Genomic DNA, 22,599 nt, shown 5'->3' on the forward strand with positions numbered 1-22,599 from the left:
ATCAATCGTAGGGCCAGATCTGCTGGCCCAGCGCCTCGATCGCAACTGATATCCGTTCAAAACTGTCTGCAGCGCGTTTCACTGAGGTGCGCGCCCGCAGGTACCCGTGCACTAGGCCGGGCTCATTCACCCAATGCGCCCTCCCGCCCGCTTCGGTGATCTTAGTGCAATAGGCCAGGCCATCGTCGCGCAACGGATCGCAATCGGCGGTGACCACCACAGTAGGCGGCAGGCCCGAGAAATCTTGATCCTGCAGCGGCGCAAACGTGGGATCGTTCTGCGGCGCAGGTCCGCCACAGCGCACTTTTTCGTAGAACCGGATTTCTTCCAGCGTCAAAAGCGGTGCCTGGGCGTGCTCGATATATGACCCTGTGGATGTGTCCCCGCCCAGACCGGGATAAATTAGGACCTGCCCCAGCACTCCATCAAGCCGCCCCCGTGCGTGCTGCGCCACCGCGGCGGCCAGATTGCCACCCGCGCTGTCACCGGCCAAAATCAACGGGTCGCCGTATTGCTGCACCACCCAATTCGTTGCGGTCCAGCTATCCTGAAACTGTGCCGGGTGCACATGTTCGGGGCACAGGCGATAGTCTACGGCAACAACCCGATACCCGGTCTGAACGCAAATCTCAGCACAAACGTCATCATGGCTATCCAGCCCACCAACGACGAAACCGCCGCCATGAAAATAGACGACGGTTCGGGTCGGATCTCCGGCGGTGTAAACCCGGACAGGCACGCCATTGGCGGACCTGTCCTGCACATCCAGACCTGCAGGCCGGGGTTGGCGAAAGTCCTGACACATCTTGTTGTAGACGCGGCGCTGATCTTCGATCGAAAGGTCGACAGCGTCATCAGGATAGCTTTCAGCCGTTCGTCTAATGAACGCCCAAGTCTCTTCATCAATCAGACGTTCATAATCCATTGTCCCTCCCGGTCAGGCAGTCCATTCCCATGGCCGGGTAAACGTTCCCAGCACCTTACCGACATCGTCGTCCGAGCAGCCGTTCGCGTCAAGCTGCGCGACAAGCCCGCGCTTTTTGTCGTCAAGCACGGATACGACGCGCGCGTCCAGCCCGGCCTCTTCCAGCGCGCCATTATAGATGCGGGTGATTGCCCGCTTGCGTAGTTCGGGTTTGAAGACCTTGCCCACGGCGGTTTTCGGCAACTCGTCCAGAATGGTCATATGCTTGGGTCTTGCCGCACGTTCGTGGACATGCACACCGCAGTAATCCATCAATTCGTTCTCGGTCACACTGGCCCCGTCGACCAGTTCGACAAAGGCGCAGGGCACCTCGCCCGAGTGCGCGTCGGGTTGACCAATAGCGCCGGCGAAGGCAACGGCGTCGTGGCCCAGCAAAGCCTCTTCGATTTCGGCTGGGTCGATATTGTGGCCGCCGCGAATAATCAGGTCCTTGGCGCGGCCGGTGATCCACAGATAGCCATCCTCGTCAAACCGACCCAGATCGCCTGTGCGCAGGTACTTGTCGAAATGGTACAGATCAACGTTCTTGTCCGCCTCGGTATAGGTGTTGCCCGCATAGACGCCGGGATTCGAGATACAGATTTCGCCGATCTCATCCGCGCCGCATTCCTTGGGGCCGTCCGGCCCGTCCCGCAGGATTTTCACATCCGTATAGGGGAATGGAATCCCGATCGATCCGATTTTCTTTTCGCCATCCACCGGGTTGCACGACACCAGACAGGTTGCCTCGGTCAGTCCATAGCCTTCGACGATGGTCACGCCCGTCGCTTCTTCGAACCGGCGGAACAGTTCGACCGGCAGCGGGGCCGAACCCGAGAAGGCTGTTTTCACGCTTGAGATATCGGCATCCACCGGGCGTTGCATCTTGGCGGCAATCGCGGTGGGGACGGTGATGATGAAACTGACCTTCCAGCGCTCGATCAACTTCCAGAAGTTATCAAACACGCCATCGCCCCGATACCCGGCAGGGGTCGGGAAGACCACATGCGCGCCCGACGACACCGCGGCCATCACGATCACATGCACAGCAAAGACATGGAACATGGGCAATGGGCACATGATCACGTCTTCGTCCGAGAACAACAGCGTGTTTCCAAGCCAGCCGTTGTAGATCAGGCCCGAGTATTTATGCTGCGCCACCTTGGGCATACCGGTGGTTCCGCCGGTGTGGAAATAGCAGGCGACACGATCTTCGGTGCTGTCCTCGAAGGTCAGCGTAGTAGGCTGTTTGGCCAGTTCCTTGTTGAAGCTCTTATAATCCGCATGCGCAAGATGTTCCTTGTCGCCCATCTTGGGACGCAGGAGCGGAACCAGCCAGGATTTCGGTGGCGTCAAATAGCGGTTGAGGTCGATCTCAAGAATGGTTTTGACGTTGGGCGCATGGCGCACGGCCTCTTCGACCTTTTGCGCCACATCGGCCTTGGGGAAGGATTTCAGCGTAACCACCACCTTGGCGCCGGTTTCGCGCAGGATCGCGGCTATCTGCTCGGGCTCCAGCAACGGGTTTATAGGGTTCACGATCCCTGCAACCGCGCCACCCATCATGGTGATCAGCGTCTCGTTACTGTTGGGCAGCACGTAGGCCACCACATCCTTTTCACCGATCCCGAGCGAGCGGAACAGGTTGGCGGCCTGGTTGACCTTACCCAGCAGCTCGGACCAGGTCAGCGTTTCGGCCTTGTCGGTCGGCCCGGACAAAAGCTGAAAACTGATCGCATTGCTGTTGGGGAACTTGCTTGCCGTGCGCGACAACAACTGATGGAAGGTGACCGGAACATCGCGGTCCTCCCACGGCATTTCCTGCTCCATCCTTGCCTTGTCTTCCAAACCCACAAAGGCCATATGACTCCTCCCTTATCTCTCCCGTGTCCGGCACGGGTTTTGTATCCACCGCCAAGATGGAAGCAAAACCGTGCATGATCAAGAAAGGGCTTAGCTGTGAAGCCCGGAAAGAGGTAGAATTACGCTGCGGAGCGAATTGCCCTGCCCCAGCGTCACTTTATTCTGCCGCCATGCCGTCGGTGAACTGCAGACGCGCCAATCTGGCATACAGGCCGTCCTGTGCCACCAGATCGTCATGGGTGCCCTGCGCCACGATACGGCCGGCCTCCATCACCACGATCCGGTCAGCCTTTTTCACCGTCGCCAGCCGGTGCGCCACGATCAACGTGGTGCGCCCGGCGCGCATCTGATCGACAGCGCCTTGAACCGCACGCTCGCTTTCGGCATCCAGTGCCGAGGTCGCCTCGTCCAACAGCAGTACCGGCGCGTCCCGCAGGATCGCACGAGCGATGGCGATACGTTGCTTTTGCCCGCCAGACAGCATCACACCCCGTTCACCAACGAAACTGTCGTAACCTTCGGGCAAGGCCGAAATGAAATCGTGTGCGGCGGCGGCCCGGGCGGCGGCCTCAACCTCGGCATCGGTGGCGTCCAGACGACCAAACCGGATGTTTTCACGCGCCGAAGAGGCAAAGATGATCGGGTCCTGAGGCACCAGCGCCATGTGGCGGCGGAACTCGGCCCGGTCGATGTCACGCAGATCGACGCCATCCAGACTGACCTGCCCCGAGACCGGATCATAAAACCGCTGGATCATCTGGATGACGGTTGTCTTCCCCGCCCCCGAGGGGCCGACAAATGCAACCGTCTCGCCGGGGTTAACCTGCAATGACAGATGTTCCAGCGTGACAACATCGGGGCGTGACGGATAGCGGAAGGTCACATCGTCAAAGCGGATCTCACCCCGAACCGGTAATGGCAGCGTCTTGGGATTGGACGGATCGGTGACGGTGTCCTGTGCATTCAGCAATTCCACCAGTCGTTCAGTTGCGCCTGCGGCGCGCTGCAATTCACTCCAGATTTCAGACAAGGCCGCCACAGAACCCGCCATGATAATCGAATAGATCACGAACTGGATCAGTACGCCTTCGGTCATCACGCCATTGCGGACATCATTTGCGCCCATCCACAACACGCCGACAATGCCCGAAAAAACCAAAAAGATGACGATAACGGTCAGAACCGCGCGCGTCTGAATACGCCGCAGCGAAACGACATAGGACGTTTCCGTCATATCCGCGAATTGCTTGCGGCTGGCCTGTTCATGAGTAAAGGCTTGCACGGTTTGCACCGCGCTCAGCGCCTCACCTGCATTACCGGACGAGGCTGCGATCCAGTCCTGATTTTCGCGGCTGATCACCCGCAGGCGGCGTCCCAGCACCAAAATCGGCACCACCACCACCGGGATCAACAACAAAACCAAACCTGTCAGCTTGGCCGATGTCAGCAGCATCAACACCAGCCCGCCGAAGAACAACAACATGTTGCGCAGCGCGATGGACACAGACGAGCCAAGCACTGACTGGATCAGCGTCGTGTCGGTGGTTATCCGGCTCAGGACCTCGCCGGTCATGATACGTTCGTAGAATTCGGGGCTCATTCCGATGACGCGGTCGAACACCGCCTCGCGGATATCGGCGACCACCCGTTCGCCCAGCCGGGTCACCAGCGCATAGCGCAGGCCGGTGCCCACGGCCAGAACCCCGGCGATGCCCAGCGCGGCCAGAAAGTACCACTCTAACAACTCACCATCTTCGATGCGGAAATTGTCAACCACACGGCGCACGGCCAGTGGCAGCGCAAGGGTCATGCTTGCCGTCAGCACCAACGCCAGTGTCGCCCCGGCCATCAACATCCGATAGGGCCGCATGAAGGGCCACAACGACGCCAGAACGCCAATTTTCTTGGACCGGGCGCGCTCTTCACTGGCGCCGGGTGCGGGTTGTTGTGCTGGACTGGCTGGGGCGGTTTTTGCCATGCGTGGCCCTTAGTTAAAATTCGCAATCAGGTGGTCGCTTCTTGGCGGCAGCAGACGGCGGGGTCAAGCAGCGCGTCACCAATTCACGGCCTGTAAGGGCCATTTGACGCAGAATTTCGGGGCTGATTTGGAGCGGGCGGCGGGAATCGAACCCGCTTCATCAGCTTGGAAGGCTGAGGTAATAGCCAGTATACGACGCCCGCTCAGCGCAGGTCGGTTTAAGGGATGCGTCTGGTGTCGTCAAGCGCCCTTCGGCGCAGGACATCAATTTCTGCAATCACGCTCTAATGCAGGAGACAGACGCCCTTTCCTCAACCCTGTGAACATATCCAAGAACAGGATTCGAGGTCCGAGGAAATCCGGATCATCGACTCGGCACGCAGCGGTTGGGCAACCGGCTGGCCGATCAGAGACGCCGGATAGGTCGTGACTGCAGCCAGCGCCTCCTTAAGCGGCACGTCAGCATGTATGACCAGAATGCGGATCGCAGTGGTCAAGTCCAAATCGGCCCCGGCCAGCGTTCCATCCTCAAGTGTCAGGCGTCCGTCCGTCCGCGTGATCCGGCGACCCTCCAGCTCGAACGCGGCCTGATCCGTACCCGCAACAGCCATGGCATCGCTGACCAGAAATATCTGGCCGGGCGCTTTCTTGGCAGCCCAGGCCGCGCGGATCACCTCGGGGTGGACATGGATACCGTCGGCGATCAACCCCGCCGACAGCCCTCCCGTCGCCAGTGCCGCACCCACCAGACCAGGTTCGCGGCTGCCCAGTTGGCTCATGGCGTTGAAAAGGTGTGTGACGCAGCGCGCGCCCGCCGCGGCATAGCGCTGGCACGTCTCGAAATCTGCATTGCTATGTCCCAGCGACACCAGAATCCTGGCGTCCGACAAAGCTTGCACTTGCTGCAGAGACACGGATTCGGGCGCAAGGGTCACCTTCATGCACGGCAATTGCTCTGCTGCCGCAATCAGCATGGTCAGGTCCGCGTCCTCCATCGGACGAATTAGCGCCCCGTCATGCGCCCCCTTTCGCGCCACCGACAGGTGTGGCCCTTCAAGATGCAGCCCAGCCACACCCGGAACCCCCGCGCGAACCGCCTCTATCGCGGCTGCTACGGCGGCTTCGGTTTTCTCGGGCGTGTCGGTGATTAGTGTCGGCAGCAAGGACGCCACACCTAGACGGCGATGCGCTTCGGCGATCTGCCGGATCGAATCAACCGAGGGGTCGTCGTTGAACATCGCGCCGCCGCCGCCGTTCACCTGCAGGTCGACGAAGCCGGGGCACAAGATATCCCCGTTCAGGTCGATGACTTGCCCTTCGATCTGTGCGGTCTCCTCAGCCGCAAGCGCGGCAAGGACGCCGTTGCGAAAGGTCATGACCTGATCAAAATGCAGGCGCTCACCATCGAACAGGACACCATTGCGAAATGTCATGGAGTCTGAGGTCATACCGTCTCTGTCACCTTTCTCAAATGGCGCGGAGTATCTGGGTCGATCCCGCGCGCCTGCGCCACGGCTTCGACCATGCTGTAAAACGACGTGATCGTGGCAATGGGGTCAGTCAACCAGTGATCGGTTCGGGTTACCGGCAGGCTATGCGCTTTGGTGACCTTATCAGTGGCCGCGAAAACAGCCGCACCTTTGCCTGCCAACGCATCAGCCGCCTCGGCTGTCGTTTGCTCGGCGGCATCTGCGGCGGCAAAAACGATGGCGGGAAACCCCTGTTCAACGATTGAGACCGGACCATGCAGAACCTCGGCCGCCGAATAGCTTTCGGCGTGAATCTGGCAGGTTTCCTTGATTTTCAGAGCAGCTTCATTGGACATCGCAAAGGACGGACCGCGGCCCAGCGTGAACAGTGACCGGCCGGTGATTGCATCAGCCGCCGCCGACCAATCGCATTGCGCGGCCTGCCCCAAATGACCGGGCAAGGATCGGATCGCGGCCGTCAAATCACCATCCCCCTTGATTTCAGCCAACAACCACAACCCCGCCACAAGCGAGGTGACAAAAGTTTTGGTCGCAGCGACACTCAGTTCCGGCCCTGCGTGCAGGGGCAAGACCGCATCCGTCACTTCAGCAAGGCGCGAGGCCGTGTTGTTGGTGATCGCAACCGTCACCCCGCCCGAAGATTTCAGCGTTCGGGTCATCCCTACAATGTCAGGACTTTGGCCCGATTGCGACACCGAAAGGCACACCGCCCCAGCCGCACGCAGATCAGACCCATAGATCGAACTGACCGACGGCCCGACCGAGGCCACAGGCAGGTTCAGCAACAATTCGGCAGCGTATTTCAAATACGCGCAAGCGTGGTCCGACGACCCCCGCGCCACTGTGATCAGAAACCGGGGATCGGCCTCTTTCACCCGCCTTGCCGCATCCTGAATATTGGCGGCACCCTGGCTTAGCAATCGGTCAACGGCGTCGGGGATTTCCAAAACCTCCTGACGCATTTTCGAACTGTGTTCTGACATGCTCACTTGCCTTTCCGGCTACAGCCGCAACTCGGCGACAAAGTCATAGGTGTCGCCTCGGTAGAGGGATCGGGTCAATTCCGCGACCCTCCCGTTTTTAAGAAATGAAACGCGTTCGATGTTCAGTCCGGCAGCCCCTTCGGGCACCTCCAGCAACTCAGCCTCTCGCGCTGCGAGGTTAAGGGCCGATATCTTCTGTACCGCGCGCACTGGTCGTCGCCCCAGACCGTCTAGCACCTCATAGAGCGAGGTGGTCACCTCGATCGGGTTTGGCAGGATGTCCAGCGGCAGCGCAGCACGTTCCAGCGCCAGCGGGCGGCCATTTGCCTCGCGCAGGCGATAGATTCGGGAAATTTGCTCGCCCTCTCTCAGGCTCAGGGCCTGGACCTCCTCGGGGGTAGGTGCAAAGACGCCGCGTTCCAGCCATTTTGAGGTGGTCTGCATCCCGCGGCTCGACATGTCCTCGGTGAACGAAGTCAAATGAGTCAGCGATTGTTCGACCCGCGCCACACGTTCGCGAATGAACGAGCCTGACCCCTGACGTTGTTCGATCACACCTTCCTGCACCAGTTCCTGAATCGCTTTACGAACGGTAACGCGCGAAAGATCGGTGATTTCAACCAACTCGCGTTCCGACGGCAGCGAGGAATTCGGTGGCAACACGCCGGTGTCGATCCCCTCTTGCAGCCTGTGCCTTAGCTGAACATAGCGCGGCCCTTTGTCCGGGCTCAGCCACAAATCGGCGCGCAGGAAGTCAGAGATGCTCATGTCGGATCTCCTTCGCAAGGGCCAAGGCCCCGGTCAGCGGCTCACCCAGCGAAGGGCGAATGGCCGATTGCATGTCATCAGGTAAATAGTGCGCATATTGCCCCGCAATCCCACCGGTCAGGCAGATCGTCTGACCCGCCTGCCAGCCCAACTGTTTGGCGATATCCGCGATATAGCCAGCCCCCGCTCGTAGAATATGTACGGCAACCGCATCGCCCTTTTTCGCAGCGGACGTCACTGTAGGTGCGAGCACTCCGAATTGTGCGGGCGTGGCCGTTCCAGCAAAGCGCACAATACCAGCCGGGCCCTGAAGGTCAGCCAACAGCATTTGCGTCAGATCGGTTTCGGCTTGCGTGCCATCATATGCACGCAGCGTCTCAGCCAAGGCTCTGCGCCCAACCCACTGGGCCGAGGCCTCATCCCCCAGAATCGAACCCCAACCTCCGGCAAAACGCATCGCGCCATCCGCCTGCACCGCAAGAAAAGACCCGGTGCCGCAATGCGCGATCAAACCGTCCTGCGCGCCCAATGCCCCCCTCACGGCGGCGGGCCGGTCATCTTCGACCCGCGCGCAGGTCAGGCCCAGCGCATCCCGCAACCGCCCTGCGATCGCGGCATCAGTAACGCCCGCCAGTCCCACAAAAGCAGGCAGAGTGATTAAATCCCCTATGGTCACCTCGATCTGACGCGACAATTGATCCAACCCAGCCCGAATCTGCGCCAGCGCGCTGTCAAAATCGGTCGAAACATTGGCCGCTCCGGTCTCGACACTATGGACCGCACCCCAGATTTCACAGGCGACGCGGCATCGCGTCCCCCCGCCATCAACGGCCAACACAGCATTATCTCGAGACTCATTCATAACAATACCATTATAATACCTTTCAGCGATAGAAAAGGCCAAATTCAACACCGAATGGCCACATCGCCAACTAAATGGATGAATTACTTCGATAAGTCTCAGTCAGAAATAAAATTCTAGACAAGTGGTATTAGATAGGTATTGTATTAGGGAAACGTGGGAGGATTCTCTTGGCGCTGCCGTCAACCGAACAATTACACCCTGATGCCGCGCGCCTGTCACCAGGCGATCTGGCCACTTCGGCTCGTGCGTTGGCCGAAGGTCAAATCAAAGCTGCCGCAGCCGTTCGCGACGCCGAGGACAACATCGTCCGGGGCGCCAAGGCCATGGCAGAAACCATGCGCGCAGAGGGGATATTGCACTTTGTGGCCGCCGGGTCATCTGGCCTGATGGCAGCTGCTGACGCGCAAGAGCTGGGCGGCACATTCTCGATCCCCCCTGCCCGTCTGCGCATACATATGGCAGGTGGCCTGCCCACCGGGGTTGAAATGCCGGGCGGGGCCGAGGATGCGACCGAAGGGTTGGAACAAGCCTTGGACAGCTTACAAGCCAAAGACACGGTGATTGCGGTTTCAGCAAGCGGCTCTACGCCGTACACCGTGGCTGCCATGAACATCGCCCGCACCAAGGGCGCAACTGTGATCAGTATCGCCAATAACGGCGGCAGCCCCTTGCTGCTGGGCGCTGACATTCCCATCCTGTTGGCGACGCCGCCCGAGCTGATCTCAGGCTCCACACGCATGGGCGCTGGAACAGCGCAGAAGATTGCGCTGAACATGCTGTCTTCGCTTATGGCGGTTGAGCTTGGCCATGTGCATAGCGGCATGATGGTCAATCTACGTGCCGACAACGACAAACTGCGGGGCCGCGCCGCCGGGATCGTCGCCCGCATCGCCGAAGTGGATACAGAAACGGCGCAAAACGCACTGAACGTTGCGCATGGCGACGTAAAACCCGCCATTCTAATTGCCGCACAAGACCTGTCGTTGGCGCAAGCGGATGCTCGCCTGCGAACCACGAAGGGAGTTCTGACCGCAGCATTGGCCAAGGATTAACAACTAAATAACGGGAGAGAGAGATGAAACATAAAAGCCTGAAGCTGGCCTTATTGGGGACAACCCTGATGGCCACAACTGCCTATGCCGAAGACGTAACCCTGACCATCGAAAGCTGGCGCAATGATGACCTGACCCTGTGGCAGGACCAGATCATTCCCGCGTTCGAAGCGCAGCACCCCGGAATCAAGATCGATTTCACCCCGTCAGCACCAGCAGAGTATAACGCCGTTTTAAACTCGAAACTGGACGCGGGTTCAGCCGGTGACCTGATCACCTGCCGCCCCTTTGACGCCTCTTTGGCGCTGTATGATGCAGGACACCTGACCGATCTGTCCGGAGTCGATGCGATGAGCAACTTCTCGGACGTGGCAAAATCGGCCTGGCAGACGGATGATGGCGCGGTCACATTCTGCGTTCCGATGGCTTCGGTAATTCATGGGTTCATATATAACAAAGACGCATTTGCTGAACTTGGGATCGAAGTTCCAACGACCGAGGATGAGTTCTTTGCCGCGCTCGACAAGATTCGAGAAGATGGCAACTATATTCCGATGGCGATGGGCACTAACGACCAGTGGGAAGCCGCCACGATGGGTTACAACAACATCGGGCCGAACTACTGGAAGGGTGAGGAAGGCCGTCAGGCCCTGATCGCGGGCGAGCAAAAGCTTACCGATGAGGCCTGGACAGCCCCTTATGCCACATTGGCACGCTGGGGTGAGTATCTGGGCGACGGGTATGAGGCACAGACCTATCCCGATAGTCAGAACATCTTCACACTAGGTCGCGCGGCGATCTATCCCGCAGGCTCATGGGAAATCTCGGGCTTCAACACACAGGCCGATTTTGAGATGGGTGCATTCAAGCCGCCAGTCCGTAACGCTGGCGACACCTGCTACATTTCGGACCACACCGATATCGGCATCGGCATGAACGCCGCGACTGAACATCCCGAGGCCGCCGAGACATTCTTGACCTGGGTCGCAAGCCCGGAATTTGCAGAAATTTTCGGCAATGCCCTGCCCGGCTTCTTCCCACTTTCCAACACGCCTGTCGAATTGCAAGATCCACTGGCCAAGGAAATCGTGGGCTGGCGCGACGAGTGTGAATCGACCATCCGCTCGACCTATCAAATCCTGTCGCGCGGTACACCGAACCTTGAAAATGAAACCTGGGGCGCATCGGTTGCCGCCATCAAAGGCGCCAAATCCCCCGAGGATCTGGGTGCAGAATTGCAGGAAGGCCTCGCCTCCTGGTACGCACCACACCAGTAAACCCAATCATACCCGGGCGGCGGTGATCGCCCGGGTAAACCCGACACCCCATTGAAAGCAGTCCAATGAACCGCCCCCGCTTCCGCTGGCATATCGTCGTGTTTCTGGCACCGGCCGTGCTGGTCTATACCGCGGTTATGATCTTTCCGCTGTTCAACACGCTGCGTCTGGCGCTGTTTACCGAGGTCGATCAGACCCGTGTGTTCGTAGGCCTACAGAATTTTCGAACGCTGTTCTTTGACCCGATCTGGTCCGAACAGTTCTGGAATGCACTGGGGAATAACTTCTGGTTTTTCCTGATCCATATGCTGGTGCAAAACCCCATTGGCATCGCACTGGCAGCGCTTCTCAGCCACCCACGGCTTCGATTTGCGGCCTTGTACCGGTCGGCGATCTTCATCCCTACGATCCTCAGCTTTGTGATTGTCGGCTTCGCCTGGAAATTGATCCTGTCGCCGATCTGGGGCATCGCTCCGTCAATGTTGGACGCGATTGGGCTGAAATCCCTGTTCGCTCCGTGGCTGGGAAAAGAGGAATACGCCCTGACCACGCTGGCGCTGATCTCGGTTTGGCAGTTCGTGGGCATACCGATGATGCTGATCTATGCCGCCTTGTTGACCATACCCGAAGAAATCCTTGAGGCAGGTGAGATTGACGGCATCACCGGGGCCTCGGCCTTTTGGAAAATCAAGCTGCCGCTGATCCTGCCGTCGATCGGGATCATCTCGATCCTAACCTTCGTAGGCAATTTCAACGCGTTCGATCTGATCTATGCGTCTCAAGGCGCGCTGGCCGGGCCGGATTTCTCGACCGATATTCTGGGTACATTCATGTATCGCACTTTCTTTGGCTTCCAATTGCAACTGGGCGATCCGCATATGGGATCAGCCATCGCCGGGGCCATGTTTGCCATCATCCTGGTGGGTGTCTGCATCTATCTGTTTGGCATCCAGACCCGGATGCGCCGGTATCAACTGTGAGGGTGAACGGATGAACAAAGCACGCCAAAATCCCTTCAACACCGCCGCGATGCACGGTGCGTTGATCCTGTATACGCTGATCGCCCTGTTCCCGGTCTTTGTCATTCTGATCAACAGCTTCAAAACCCGCCGCGCGATCTTTCGCGAACCCCTGGCCCTGCCCAGCGCAGACAGCTTTTCACTGATCGGGTACGAGACGGTGATGAAGCAGGGGGATTTCTTCCTCTACTTCCAGAACTCGATGATCGTCACGGTCGCATCGCTGTTCTTCATTCTACTGCTTGGCGCCATGGCGGCCTATGCGCTGTCTGAATACCAGTTCAAAGGCAACCTGCTCATGGGGCTTTATCTGGCGCTGGGGATTATGATCCCTATCCGCATCGGCACTGTGGCGATCCTTGAGATGATGGTGGCGACCGGGCTGGTGAACACGCTGTGGGCGCTGATCCTTGTCTACACAGCGCAGGGGTTACCGCTGGCCGTATTCATACTGTCTGAATTCATGCGGCAGGTCAGTGATGACCTGAAAAACGCAGGCCGCATTGACGGTCTGTCGGAATACACGATCTTTTTCCGACTGGTCCTGCCACTGGTTCGTCCGGCAATGGCAACTGTAGCCGTGTTCAACATGATCCCGATCTGGAATGACCTGTGGTTCCCGCTGATCCTTGCCCCGGCTGAAGAAACCAAAACACTGACGCTGGGCAGTCAGGTCTTTATCGGCCAGTTCGTGACCGACTGGAACGCGGTTCTTTCGGCCCTGTCGATGGCAATCCTGCCAGTTCTGGTTCTCTACGTAATTTTCTCGCGCCAACTGATCCGTGGCATCACATCCGGAGCTGTCAAATGACCCGTGTACTGATCGCAGGTCTGGGCAATATGGGGCTAAGCCATGCGCTGGCCCATCACCACCACCCCGATGCGCAAATCGTCGGGCTGGTGAACCGATCGGGGCGCGTAGATCACACCGAACTTTCGGATTATCCAGCGTATTCGGATTTCGAAACTGCTCTGAATGAGACCCGCCCCGATATGGCTGTGATCGCGACCTATTCCGACAGCCACGCCGATTACGCCTGTGCGGCGATGCAGGCAGGCGCGCATGTCTTCGTCGAAAAGCCGCTAGCCACCAACGTCGCTGACGCGCGGCGGGTGGTGGAAACCGCCACGCGGCTGAACCGCAAGCTGGTCGTGGGCTATATCCTGCGCCACCACCCGTCTTGGATGCGCTTGATCACCGAGGCGCGCAATCTCGGCGGGCCATATGTGTTCCGTCTGAACCTGAACCAGCAATCCTCGGGCGCGGAATGGGAAACGCATAAGGCGCTGATGCAAACGACCTCACCCATTGTCGATTGCGGAGTTCATTATGTCGACGTCATGTGCCAGATCACCGATGCGCAGCCTGTCCGGGTTCATGGGATGGGTCTGCGCCTATCCGATGAAATCGCCGAGGACATGTACAATTACGGTCAGTTTCAGGTGGTTTTCGATGACGGCTCGGTCGGCTGGTACGAGGCCGGATGGGGCCCAATGATGTCTGAAACAGCATTTTTCGTGAAAGATATCGTGTCGCCCAACGGATCGGTTTCGATCACCGATGGCAATAAAGGCGCATCTTCCGATATTGATGGGCATACAAAGGTCGGTGGCCTTCTGGTCCATACGCCACAAGGTGATCGAACCATCGATATGCCCGATGAACCCGGCCATCAGGAACTCTGCGATGCCGAACAAGCCTATATGCTGCGCGCAATCGCCGAAGACATCGACCTGACCCGTCATATGAATGACGCCGTTCAATCCCTCGCCATTTGTCTGGCTGCGGATGAAAGCATCCGCACCGGCCAGCCCGTTTCCCTTGAGGAGCCCGCAAAATGACCGCCCTGACGCTGAGCAATGTGAACAAATCCTTCGGCAATGTGCATGTCCTCAAGGACATCACGCTTGAGGTTGAAGAAGGCGAGTTTGTTGTCTTCGTCGGCCCCTCGGGTTGCGGCAAGTCCACCCTGCTACGTGTGATTGCGGGGCTCGAAGATGCCTCCTCGGGCGAAATCAATATCGGTGGTCAACAGGTCAATCTGGTGCCGCCATCCAAGCGTGGCATAGCTATGGTGTTTCAAAGCTATGCACTTTACCCGCACCTCAGCGTGCGCGGGAACATGACGCTGGCGCTGAAGCAGGAAAAGCAGTCCAAAGCGGTGATAGAGGAACGCGTTGCCAATGCCAGCCGGATGCTGAACCTCGAGCCTTATCTGGATCGCTATCCGTCTGAATTGTCGGGTGGTCAACGCCAGCGGGTCGCTATCGGCCGCGCCATTGTTCGGGAACCCAAGCTGTTCCTGTTTGACGAACCGCTATCCAATCTGGACGCCGCCTTGCGGATGAACACACGGATCGAGATTGCGAACCTGCACCGGGCACTGGACGCCTCGATGATCTATGTCACTCATGACCAGACCGAGGCGATGACACTGGCCGACAAGATCGTCGTTCTGCGTGACGGGCGGGTGGAACAGATCGGCAGCCCGATGGAGCTGTATAACAACCCTGCAAACCAGTTCGTTGCCGGATTTCTAGGCTCACCGTCTATGAATTTCCTACCCGAAAGCCTGTTGGGGGATAGCGGCCAGAACATCATTGGAATCCGCCCCGAAGACCTGTTTCTGTCCGACGACGGCCCGCTGACAGCTCAGGTCAGCCACGTTGAAAAACTGGGTGGGGACACAAACGTCATCGCCAAAATACACGACCAATCCGTGACCGCGCGGCTATTCGGTCAGCACGCCATTTCCGAAGGTCAGGAATTGCGGCTCGCCTATACCGCTGACAAGGCCTATCGGTTCGACGCAGCTGGTCAGCGTTTGCGCTAAATGTCGCAGGCACGCGTGTTTTTCTGCGGAATAATCGCGCACCAGAACGCGCGGATTCCCGCAGAGAAAAGGCCTTTTCCCTTTTCATTGCACGCAAAATTCTGAAAGATCAGGCCTCTCCCTTAATGGGGTTGTTATCAAGCTGTCACAAAGAAATTCTAATTGCCTTTCATCTGCTATTTTCTGACAGCCAGGAGCTATCCATGAAAGACATTGATCCCACCACCCTGTCCGCCGACGATTGGGACGAGCTGCATTTCCCCCGCCCCGAAGGAAACGACTTTGACCGTATTGTAGAAAGCGCCATTTCGCGCCGAGGTTTTCTGGGTGGTGTGCTAGCATTTGGATCAGGCGCTGCCGCTATGGGCGCGGGTCTGATGGGGTCGACTGCCGCTCATGCCGTCACCACGTCGCGCTTTGCATTCACGCCGATTGCTGCGCAGACCGATGGCACCGTGCAAGTGCCCGAAGGGTATGAGTGGAAAATTCTGATGCGTTGGGGCGATCCACTGTTTTCCGATGCCGATGGCTATGACCTGACGGATGGCGGCCCATTGGACAAATCAGACCGTATCTTCGGTGAAAACACTGATGGGATGGAGACATTTTCGTTCCAGGGTCATGAGCTGATCGCCATCAACCACGAATACCCGAACCGCAAGATCAACATGCCAGCTGCGCAGGAAGGCGTGCCCGCCAACGCGGACGATGTTTTGAAGCTGCAGAACATTCAGGGTGTGACCGTGATGGAGATCGCCGAAGGCCCCAACGGCTGGTCGGTTGTCAAAGACAGCCCATTCAATCGCCGTATCCACCACAATACGCCGATGAAGATCGTAGGCCCCGCTGCGGGTCACGATCTGCTGAAGACGCAGGCCGACCCGACCGGCACGGCGTCTCTGGGCACCATGAACAACTGTGGCGCGGGTAAAACGCCATGGGGCACATACCTGACCTGCGAAGAGAACTTTAACGGCTATTTCGGATCGTCCGATGAAAACGCCAGCTACGACCAAAAGGTGGCAGACGGCTTCAAACGTTACGGTGTCAAATCCGAAAGCTGGAACGGGTATGAGCTTTTCGATCCGCGTTTCGACACGTCAAAAAACCCAAACGAACCGCACCGCGCGGGTTGGATCGTGGAAATCGACCCGACCAAGCCGAACAGCACGCCGGTCAAGCACACCGGCCTGGGCCGCTTCAAACACGAAAACGCCGAGGTGACACTGGCCGCAAATGGCCGTGTGGTTGTCTATATGGGCGATGACGAGCGCGGCGAGTACTTGTACAAGTTCGTCTCGAACGGCACCTATCAGCCGGGTGGCGAAACCGAGAGCTTGCTGAATGACGGAACGCTGTACGTTGCCAAGTTCAACGACGATGCGACCGGCGAATGGCTGCCACTGACGCCGGAAACGACTAGCATGGATGATGCTGAAATCCGGATCTTTACCCGCATGGCAGCGTCGGCCGTAGGTGGCACCACTATGGACCGCCCAGAATGGGTGGCGTCGAGCCCGGTAGCGGTCGAGGCCTACTGTTGCCTCACCAACAACAAGAACCGTGGTGTCAAACCGAATGCCGGTGGTGACGACACGTCGGTCAATGCCGCCAACCCACGTGAGGCCAACAAGTACGGTCAGATCGTCCGCTGGCGACCCTCGAATGACGATCACGCCGCAGACACGTTTGACTGGGATCTCTATGTCATGGCGGGCAACCCGACGGTGCATTCCGACAACCGCGCTGGTTCGCCGAATGTGAATGAGGGTAACCTGTTCAACTCGCCCGATGGCATGGTCATCGACTCGACAGGCCTGATCTGGATTCAGACCGACGGTAAGGACAACAATGAGGGTGACTTTGCTGGCAATGGCAATAACCAGATGCTGGTCGGCGACCCGGTGACCGGCGAAATCGTACGGTTTATGACGGGCCCCAATGGTTGCGAGGTCACCGGCTTGGCCTGGTCCAACGACCTGCGCACCATGTTTGTGGGCATTCAGCATCCGGGCAGCAACTGGCCCGATGGCGGTACACCGCGATCATCGGTCATCGCCATCAAGCGCTCCGACAACGGTTTGGTCGGCTAAACGTCAAAAAAGCCCCCACTCTATAGTTAGGGCGTTTTGTCAGATATCCTCACCCGGAGGCGCCAGTGGCCCTCCGGGTGCCAGAAGATGACGCTCCGAAAGCCACGGGTTCAGTTCCAGCGCTTGGTTCAAAGCTTCGCGCGCCTCATCAATCCTTTGCAATCCCAACAAGGTCAGGGCGCGCCCGCTGATGGCCGCCACATGGTTAGGCGACAGTTCGATCGCCTTGTCCAGATCGGGTAACGCGGCCTGAAAATCCTGCCGCAAATAATGCGCAAAGGCGCGCTGGTTGTACCCTTCGGCATATGACGGGCAATAGGCGACCAGCTTGTTGAAATCCTCGATAGCGCCCAGCAGATCCCATGCGTTTCGGCGCGTCATGCCTCGGTCCAGAACCGCCTGCGCGCTTTCATCAGGTGCGTCCGTCCAAAACTCCCACAATTGGTTCGACAAGAGACGGGCGGCCTGTTCGTTTTCGGCCTGTTGTATCTGGGCGATTACGCCACTGACATCGGCGCTGTGATCCGGCGCAACAGGGCATTCATCGGCATGCGCTGTTGTGGATGTTATTAACAGGATGGCGGCATAGGTGATCTGTTTCATGACCCAATGGTGACGCGTGCGGGGTTTTCGTCAACCCATCCCGTCAATGGCACCGGACACGCCCGTCTCTTTCACCGCTTCCATAGCGACGAAGGTCGATGTGTTGGCCACATGCGGCAGGGATGAGATTTTCTCGGCCAGCACCGCGCGGTATTCCGACATCGAGCCGGTACGAATTTTCAACAAATAGTCAAAATTTGACGCAATCATATGGGCTTGCTCGATCTCGGCCACCCTACGCACTGCCGCGTTGAACTCGGCAAGGGCCTTCTCGCGCGTGTCGGTCAGGCGCACCTCGACAAAGGCGACGTGATCCAGACCAAGACGGATCGGGTCCAGCAGGGCACGGTATCCGGTGATGATACCCTCGGCCTCAAGTCTTTTCACACGTGCTTGAGTTGGAGATTTCGACAACCCGATCCGCCGCGCAAGGTCGGCAACCGAAATGCGCCCGTCCTCGGCCAGAATCGCCAGGATCGACCGGTCGAACCGATCCAGATCGGGATTATCTTTTTGCATCGCTGAACCTCGAAATTTCAGAACATTCGCCTACCATTTTTTGAACTTAAGGCGATTGTCCTGAAAAATCGACTGTATACTCCCCAAAAGCCCGGAGGATACATGACACACAGCCTGCGCACCCATATCGACGGCCAGACCTATGCTGACCAGTCTGCAGTATTGGATCAGTTGGTCGAACATGCCAACCTACCCCAAGCCGACCGCACGGCGATCTGCGCAGCAGCGGCTCAGTTGGTGCGTGACATCCGGTCCAGTACTTCGCCCGGCATGATGGAGGTGTTTCTGGCCGAATACGGCCTGTCCACCGACGAGGGCATCGCGCTGATGTGTCTGGCCGAGGCGCTGCTGCGCGTCCCTGATGCCGACACCATCGACGCGCTGATCGAGGACAAGATTGCGCCGTCGGATTGGGGCAAACATCTGGGGCAGTCATCGTCTTCGCTGGTGAACGCGTCAACTTGGGCGCTGATGCTGACCGGAAAGGTTCTGGACGAGGGCAAAGCGTCGCCCGTCGGCGCCCTGCGTGGGGCCATCAAACGATTGGGCGAACCGGTGATCCGTACGGCCGTTGGCCGCGCGATGAAAGAAATGGGCCGTCAATTCGTACTGGGTGAGACTATCCAGTCCGCCATGGACCGGGCCGCCGGGATGGAGGCAAAGGGTTACACCTATTCCTACGACATGCTGGGCGAGGCGGCGCGCACCGAAGCTGACGCCGCCCGTTATCACCTGTCTTATTCCCGCGCTATCGCGGCCATTGCCGATGCCTGCACCCATGACGATATCCGGGCCAATCCGGGGATATCGGTAAAGCTGTCAGCCCTGCATCCGCGCTATGAATTGGCGCAGGAACAACGGGTGATGGAAGAGCTTGTCCCTCGCCTGCGCGCCCTGTGTCTGTTGGCCAAAGCCGCCGGTATGGGCCTGAATGTAGACGCCGAGGAAGCCGACCGCCTGTCGCTTTCCCTGCAAGTGATCGAAGCCGTTATGGGCGAGCCCGCATTGGCCGGTTGGGATGGTTTCGGCATTGTCGTGCAAGCCTATGGTCCGCGTGCGGGGCTTGTTCTGGACACGCTCTATGACATGGCAGAACGTCATGACCGCAAACTGATGGTCCGACTGGTCAAGGGGGCCTATTGGGATACCGAGGTCAAGCGCGCGCAGGTCGAGGGTGTCGACGGTTTCCCGGTTTTCACGCGTAAGGCGGCGACCGATATCTCGTACATCGCCAATGCCCGCAAGCTGTTGGGTATGACCGACCGGATTTACCCGCAATTTGCCACCCATAACGCCCATACGGTCAGCGCAATCCTGCATATGGCCGACGCGCAACCGTTCGAGTTTCAGCGTTTGCATGGCATGGGCGAAACTTTGCATCAGATCGTTCGCGATCAAAGCAACACTCGCTGCCGAATTTACGCTCCGGTCGGAGCACATCGCGATCTTTTGGCCTATCTGGTGCGGCGTTTGCTTGAAAACGGTGCGAACTCATCCTTCGTGAACCAGATCGTCGATGAAAATGTGCCACCCGAGGAGGTCGCCTCGGACCCATTCGACACCATTGCAGAACCAAAATCACCGCTGCCAACCGGCCCTGAACTGTTTCAACCCGAGCGACCCAATTCTAAAGGGTTCGATCTGCAACACACACCGACGCTCGATCGGATTGACGCCGCCCGCGATGCGTTTCGCGCGCATCACTGGTACGCACAGCCGCTTCTGTCACAAGACGCGCATCCCGACGCTGACGAACCCGTCACCAATCCGGCGCATCCACAGGACCGTCCGGGCGCAGTCGCCCCGGCCAGCGCGCAGGATGTCGAACTTGCCTTGGCCACGGCGGCTCAGTGGAATGCTCCGGCTGAACAACGGGCGCAGGTATTGAATACAGCAGCTGATCTGTACGAAGCACATTATGGTGAGCTTTTCGCTCTGCTGGCGCGAGAGGCTGGTAAATCGATTCCCGATGCGGTCGCTGAACTGCGCGAGGCGGTCGATTTCCTTCGTTATTATGCTGCTAATATCCCGGCGGCCGAACCGGCGGGCACGTTTACTTGCATCAGCCCCTGGAACTTTCCGCTGGCAATCTTTACCGGGCAGATTTCGGCGGCTTTGGCCACCGGCAACGCCGTTCTAGCCAAGCCTGCGCCGCAAACGCCGTTGGTCGCGCACCGGGCTGTCCAACTGCTGCACGAGGCCGGAGTACCGCGCGACGTTCTGCAACTGCTGCCCGGTGGGCCGTCCGTCGGGGCGGCGTTGACGTCAGACCCGCGCGTGTCTGGGGTCGCCTTTACAGGCTCGACCGCCACCGCATTGAAAATTCGTTCAGCAATGGCAGAGAGCCTGAAACCTGGCACGCCTTTGATCGCGGAAACCGGCGGATTGAACGCCATGATTGTGGACAGCACCGCACTGCCTGAACAAGCCGTGCAATCCATTATCGAAAGCGCATTTCAATCTGCGGGTCAGAGATGCTCGGCCCTGCGCTGCCTCTATGTGCAGGAAGATATCGCCGACGACTTGCTGACCATGCTGACCGGCGCGATGGAGGTTTTGCAGGTCGGTGACCCATGGCTTTTGTCGACCGATTGCGGCCCGGTCATTGATCAGGACGCGCTGCAAGGCATTGCGGACCACATCGCGCAAGCGCGCGCAGAAGGCAGGGTGGTGAAGGAACTGAACACGCCCCCCGAAGGGACTTTCATCGCCCCTACCCTGATCGAAATCCCCGGTATCAGCGCACTGGAGCGTGAAGTGTTTGGCCCGGTTCTGCATGTCGTCCGCTTCAAGGCTGCTGAGATTGATCAGGTCATCGCCGACATCAATGCCACAGGTTATGGGCTGACTTTCGGCCTGCACACCCGCATCGATGACCGGGTGCAGCACATCACTGAGGCCGTTCACGCGGGCAACATTTATGTCAACCGCAACCAGATTGGGGCGATCGTGGGATCTCAGCCCTTTGGCGGCGAAGGTCTGTCGGGCACCGGACCCAAGGCGGGTGGGCCGAACTACATGGCACGCTTCTGTGCTCCGGATCGTCAACACAGCACGGCGAATTGGAACAACACGATGGGCGATCTACCCGATCCGCAAGGCCAGCCTGCTGCCGTACGCACGCAATCCCTGCCCGGTCCGACCGGCGAGTCCAACCGACTGAGTGAATTCCCCCGCGCGCCATTGTTGTGCATGGGGCCAGGACCCGAGGCCGCACAAGCGCAGGTCGAAGTAGTCGCAGCCCTGGGCGGCACCGCCATTCTAGCGACCGGCATGGTGGACCTGCACAGGCTAGAGAACATCGCCAATATCTCAGGAGTTCTGTGGTGGGGAGATGACGAAACCGCGCGCGAGATCGAACGCCACCTAGCCCGCCGTGACGGCCCGATCCTGCCGCTGATCCCCGGTCAACCTGACCGGGCGCGGGTTCTGGGCGAGCGTCACGTCTGCGTCGACACCACCGCCGCCGGAGGCAATGCGGCCTTGTTGGGAGGTGCGGCGTAACCGTACCTTGACGCTGGGCCGGGAAAAGCCCAGCGTCCCCCCATGTTTCCGATCCGTGACCACAATCCATCGGGGCGCACGCCCTATGTCGTTTACCTACTGATGGCAGCCAATATCCTGATTTTCTTCAGCTATGTGGGGATTATGGATAATGCGCCGCTGATCAACAGGCTGTATTTCGACTATGCTATCATCCCGGCGCGGATCACCGATGGATTTGCGTTCGAAACCCTTGTGACGTCGATGTTTCTGCATGGTGGATGGATGCATCTGGCCGGGAACATGCTGTTTCTCTGGATTTTCGGGGACAATCTTGAGGATGAGATGGGCCACCTGCCCTTCCTGCTGTTCTATTTGCTGGCTGGTGTCGGCGCAGGCCTGATCCACGTTGCCACCGCGCCGAATTCGGTGGTGCCGACCATTGGAGCCTCGGGTGCGATTGCCGGGGTGATGGGCGGCTATCTTTTGCTGTTCCCCAAAGCGCGCGTAGACGTTCTGCTGATTCTGATCGTCTATTTTCGGATTTTCACCATCCCGGCTTTCATCATGCTGGGCATCTGGTTGGGCCTTCAATTCATGGGCAGCCTTGCAAGCAACCCAGACGAAGGTGGAGTTGCCTATTGGGCGCACACGGGGGGCTTTTTGGTCGGCCTGGTCCTGTGCCTCCCGCTTTGGCTGAAACGAGGTGGTCCCGCGTTTTGGGGCCGCACCCATGGCCACCCGCCCCACCCCGAACACAAATACAAATTATCCCAATCCCGCATTCCACGGGTCCCGCGAAAATAGG

General features: G+C 58.7%; 18 protein-coding genes and 1 tRNA gene. 9 read left to right on the top strand and 10 right to left on the bottom strand.

Features of this window, described 5'->3' with window-relative positions:
• Nucleotide 1: 1 nt before the first annotated feature.
• From GOX21_RS09995 to GOX21_RS10030, 8 genes are all read right to left on the bottom strand, one after another.
• Nucleotides 2–925 (bottom strand): alpha/beta hydrolase, encoded by a 924-nt coding sequence (locus tag GOX21_RS09995; protein WP_170347924.1) that lies wholly within the window; start codon nucleotides 923–925, stop codon nucleotides 2–4.
• A gap of 12 nt (nucleotides 926–937) precedes the next feature.
• Nucleotides 938–2,827, bottom strand: a complete 1,890-nt coding sequence (locus GOX21_RS10000; RefSeq protein WP_170374354.1) for an acyl-CoA synthetase — start codon at nucleotides 2,825–2,827, stop codon at nucleotides 938–940.
• A 157-nt stretch (nucleotides 2,828–2,984) separates the two neighbouring features.
• The gene (locus GOX21_RS10005; RefSeq protein ID WP_170374352.1) at nucleotides 2,985–4,805 is read right to left on the bottom strand and encodes an ABC transporter transmembrane domain-containing protein; all 1,821 of its coding nucleotides are present in this window, start codon (nucleotides 4,803–4,805) and stop codon (nucleotides 2,985–2,987) included.
• 128 nt (nucleotides 4,806–4,933) lie between these two features.
• A tRNA-Gly gene (locus tag GOX21_RS10010) sits at nucleotides 4,934–5,008 on the bottom strand.
• Nucleotides 5,009–5,116: 108 nt separating this feature from the next.
• Nucleotides 5,117–6,253, bottom strand: a complete 1,137-nt coding sequence (gene nagA / locus GOX21_RS10015) for an N-acetylglucosamine-6-phosphate deacetylase (protein ID WP_170374350.1) — start codon at nucleotides 6,251–6,253, stop codon at nucleotides 5,117–5,119.
• Nucleotides 6,250–7,278: an SIS domain-containing protein gene (locus tag GOX21_RS10020; RefSeq protein WP_170374348.1), complete on the bottom strand. Its 1,029-nt coding sequence runs from the start codon at nucleotides 7,276–7,278 to the stop codon at nucleotides 6,250–6,252. Before GOX21_RS10020 ends, nagA begins: the two co-directional genes overlap by 4 nt.
• An 18-nt stretch (nucleotides 7,279–7,296) precedes the next feature.
• A complete protein-coding gene (locus tag GOX21_RS10025; protein WP_170360450.1) occupies nucleotides 7,297–8,046 on the bottom strand; it encodes a GntR family transcriptional regulator in 750 nt (249 codons plus the stop codon).
• Nucleotides 8,033–8,908: a BadF/BadG/BcrA/BcrD ATPase family protein gene (locus GOX21_RS10030; protein ID WP_170374346.1), complete on the bottom strand. Its 876-nt coding sequence runs from the start codon at nucleotides 8,906–8,908 to the stop codon at nucleotides 8,033–8,035. The genes GOX21_RS10025 and GOX21_RS10030 overlap by 14 nt, the downstream gene beginning before the upstream one ends.
• A 170-nt stretch (nucleotides 8,909–9,078) precedes the next feature.
• Between GOX21_RS10030 and GOX21_RS10035 the strand changes: the two genes are divergently transcribed.
• The 7 genes from GOX21_RS10035 to GOX21_RS10065 all read left to right on the top strand — a co-directional run bounded on the left by GOX21_RS10035 (nucleotide 9,079) and on the right by GOX21_RS10065 (nucleotide 17,186).
• Complete coding sequence (locus tag GOX21_RS10035) at nucleotides 9,079–9,963, top strand: N-acetylmuramic acid 6-phosphate etherase (protein WP_170374344.1); 885 nt, start codon at nucleotides 9,079–9,081, stop codon at nucleotides 9,961–9,963.
• Between the two features lie 23 nt (nucleotides 9,964–9,986).
• Entirely contained in the window at nucleotides 9,987–11,240 is a 1,254-nt protein-coding gene (locus tag GOX21_RS10040) for an ABC transporter substrate-binding protein (protein WP_170374342.1), read from the top strand.
• Nucleotides 11,241–11,305: 65 nt separating this feature from the next.
• On the top strand, nucleotides 11,306–12,220 hold the full coding sequence (locus GOX21_RS10045) for a carbohydrate ABC transporter permease (RefSeq protein ID WP_170347915.1): 915 nt from the start codon (nucleotides 11,306–11,308) through the stop codon (nucleotides 12,218–12,220).
• A gap of 10 nt (nucleotides 12,221–12,230) precedes the next feature.
• A complete protein-coding gene (locus tag GOX21_RS10050; protein ID WP_170360456.1) occupies nucleotides 12,231–13,070 on the top strand; it encodes a carbohydrate ABC transporter permease in 840 nt (279 codons plus the stop codon).
• Nucleotides 13,067–14,101: a Gfo/Idh/MocA family protein gene (locus GOX21_RS10055; protein WP_170374340.1), complete on the top strand. Its 1,035-nt coding sequence runs from the start codon at nucleotides 13,067–13,069 to the stop codon at nucleotides 14,099–14,101. Before GOX21_RS10050 ends, GOX21_RS10055 begins: the two co-directional genes overlap by 4 nt.
• Nucleotides 14,098–15,093, top strand: coding sequence for an ABC transporter ATP-binding protein (locus tag GOX21_RS10060; protein WP_170347912.1), 996 nt, complete (start codon nucleotides 14,098–14,100; stop codon nucleotides 15,091–15,093). The genes GOX21_RS10055 and GOX21_RS10060 overlap by 4 nt, the downstream gene beginning before the upstream one ends.
• A gap of 203 nt (nucleotides 15,094–15,296) precedes the next feature.
• On the top strand, nucleotides 15,297–17,186 hold the full coding sequence (locus GOX21_RS10065; RefSeq protein WP_170374338.1) for a PhoX family protein: 1,890 nt from the start codon (nucleotides 15,297–15,299) through the stop codon (nucleotides 17,184–17,186).
• A 39-nt stretch (nucleotides 17,187–17,225) separates the two neighbouring features.
• On the opposite strand, the gene GOX21_RS10070 is transcribed toward GOX21_RS10065, so the two are convergent.
• Both GOX21_RS10070 and GOX21_RS10075 read right to left on the bottom strand, forming a co-directional pair.
• Nucleotides 17,226–17,789, bottom strand: coding sequence for a tetratricopeptide repeat protein (locus GOX21_RS10070; RefSeq protein ID WP_170374336.1), 564 nt, complete (start codon nucleotides 17,787–17,789; stop codon nucleotides 17,226–17,228).
• Nucleotides 17,790–17,819: 30 nt separating this feature from the next.
• Complete coding sequence (locus GOX21_RS10075) at nucleotides 17,820–18,308, bottom strand: Lrp/AsnC family transcriptional regulator (protein ID WP_170374334.1); 489 nt, start codon at nucleotides 18,306–18,308, stop codon at nucleotides 17,820–17,822.
• 102 nt (nucleotides 18,309–18,410) lie between these two features.
• On the opposite strand from GOX21_RS10075, the gene putA reads away from it, so the two are divergent.
• Nucleotides 18,411–21,812 carry a bifunctional proline dehydrogenase/L-glutamate gamma-semialdehyde dehydrogenase PutA gene (putA, locus tag GOX21_RS10080; protein WP_170374332.1) on the top strand — a complete coding sequence of 1,134 codons (3,402 nt, stop codon included), beginning with the start codon at nucleotides 18,411–18,413 and terminating at the stop codon, nucleotides 21,810–21,812.
• A gap of 42 nt (nucleotides 21,813–21,854) precedes the next feature.
• The gene (locus GOX21_RS10085) at nucleotides 21,855–22,598 is read left to right on the top strand and encodes a rhomboid family intramembrane serine protease (RefSeq protein ID WP_170374330.1); all 744 of its coding nucleotides are present in this window, start codon (nucleotides 21,855–21,857) and stop codon (nucleotides 22,596–22,598) included.
• Nucleotide 22,599: the final 1 nt, after the last annotated feature.

Source organism: Ruegeria atlantica, assembly GCF_013032005.1.
In the GTDB taxonomy this organism is placed as follows: Bacteria; Pseudomonadota; Alphaproteobacteria; order Rhodobacterales; family Rhodobacteraceae; genus Ruegeria; species Ruegeria atlantica_A.

Bases quoted from the DNA above. Each gene is read 5' to 3' on its own strand.
- GOX21_RS09995 (WP_170347924.1), bottom strand. From the start codon at position 925: ATGGATTATGAACGTCTGATTGATGAAGAGACTTGGGCGTTCATTAGA.
- GOX21_RS10000 (WP_170374354.1), bottom strand. From the start codon at position 2,827: ATGGCCTTTGTGGGTTTGGAAGACAAGGCAAGGATGGAGCAGGAAATG.
- GOX21_RS10005 (WP_170374352.1), bottom strand. From the start codon at position 4,805: ATGGCAAAAACCGCCCCAGCCAGTCCAGCACAACAACCCGCACCCGGC.
- nagA (WP_170374350.1), bottom strand. From the start codon at position 6,253: ATGACCTCAGACTCCATGACATTTCGCAATGGTGTCCTGTTCGATGGT.
- GOX21_RS10020 (WP_170374348.1), bottom strand. From the start codon at position 7,278: ATGTCAGAACACAGTTCGAAAATGCGTCAGGAGGTTTTGGAAATCCCC.
- GOX21_RS10025 (WP_170360450.1), bottom strand. From the start codon at position 8,046: ATGAGCATCTCTGACTTCCTGCGCGCCGATTTGTGGCTGAGCCCGGAC.
- GOX21_RS10030 (WP_170374346.1), bottom strand. From the start codon at position 8,908: ATGAATGAGTCTCGAGATAATGCTGTGTTGGCCGTTGATGGCGGGGGG.
- GOX21_RS10040 (WP_170374342.1), top strand. From the start codon at position 9,987: ATGAAACATAAAAGCCTGAAGCTGGCCTTATTGGGGACAACCCTGATG.
- GOX21_RS10045 (WP_170347915.1), top strand. From the start codon at position 11,306: ATGAACCGCCCCCGCTTCCGCTGGCATATCGTCGTGTTTCTGGCACCG.
- GOX21_RS10050 (WP_170360456.1), top strand. From the start codon at position 12,231: ATGAACAAAGCACGCCAAAATCCCTTCAACACCGCCGCGATGCACGGT.
- GOX21_RS10055 (WP_170374340.1), top strand. From the start codon at position 13,067: ATGACCCGTGTACTGATCGCAGGTCTGGGCAATATGGGGCTAAGCCAT.
- GOX21_RS10060 (WP_170347912.1), top strand. From the start codon at position 14,098: ATGACCGCCCTGACGCTGAGCAATGTGAACAAATCCTTCGGCAATGTG.
- GOX21_RS10065 (WP_170374338.1), top strand. From the start codon at position 15,297: ATGAAAGACATTGATCCCACCACCCTGTCCGCCGACGATTGGGACGAG.
- GOX21_RS10070 (WP_170374336.1), bottom strand. From the start codon at position 17,789: ATGAAACAGATCACCTATGCCGCCATCCTGTTAATAACATCCACAACA.
- GOX21_RS10075 (WP_170374334.1), bottom strand. From the start codon at position 18,308: ATGCAAAAAGATAATCCCGATCTGGATCGGTTCGACCGGTCGATCCTG.
- putA (WP_170374332.1), top strand. From the start codon at position 18,411: ATGACACACAGCCTGCGCACCCATATCGACGGCCAGACCTATGCTGAC.
- GOX21_RS10085 (WP_170374330.1), top strand. From the start codon at position 21,855: ATGTTTCCGATCCGTGACCACAATCCATCGGGGCGCACGCCCTATGTC.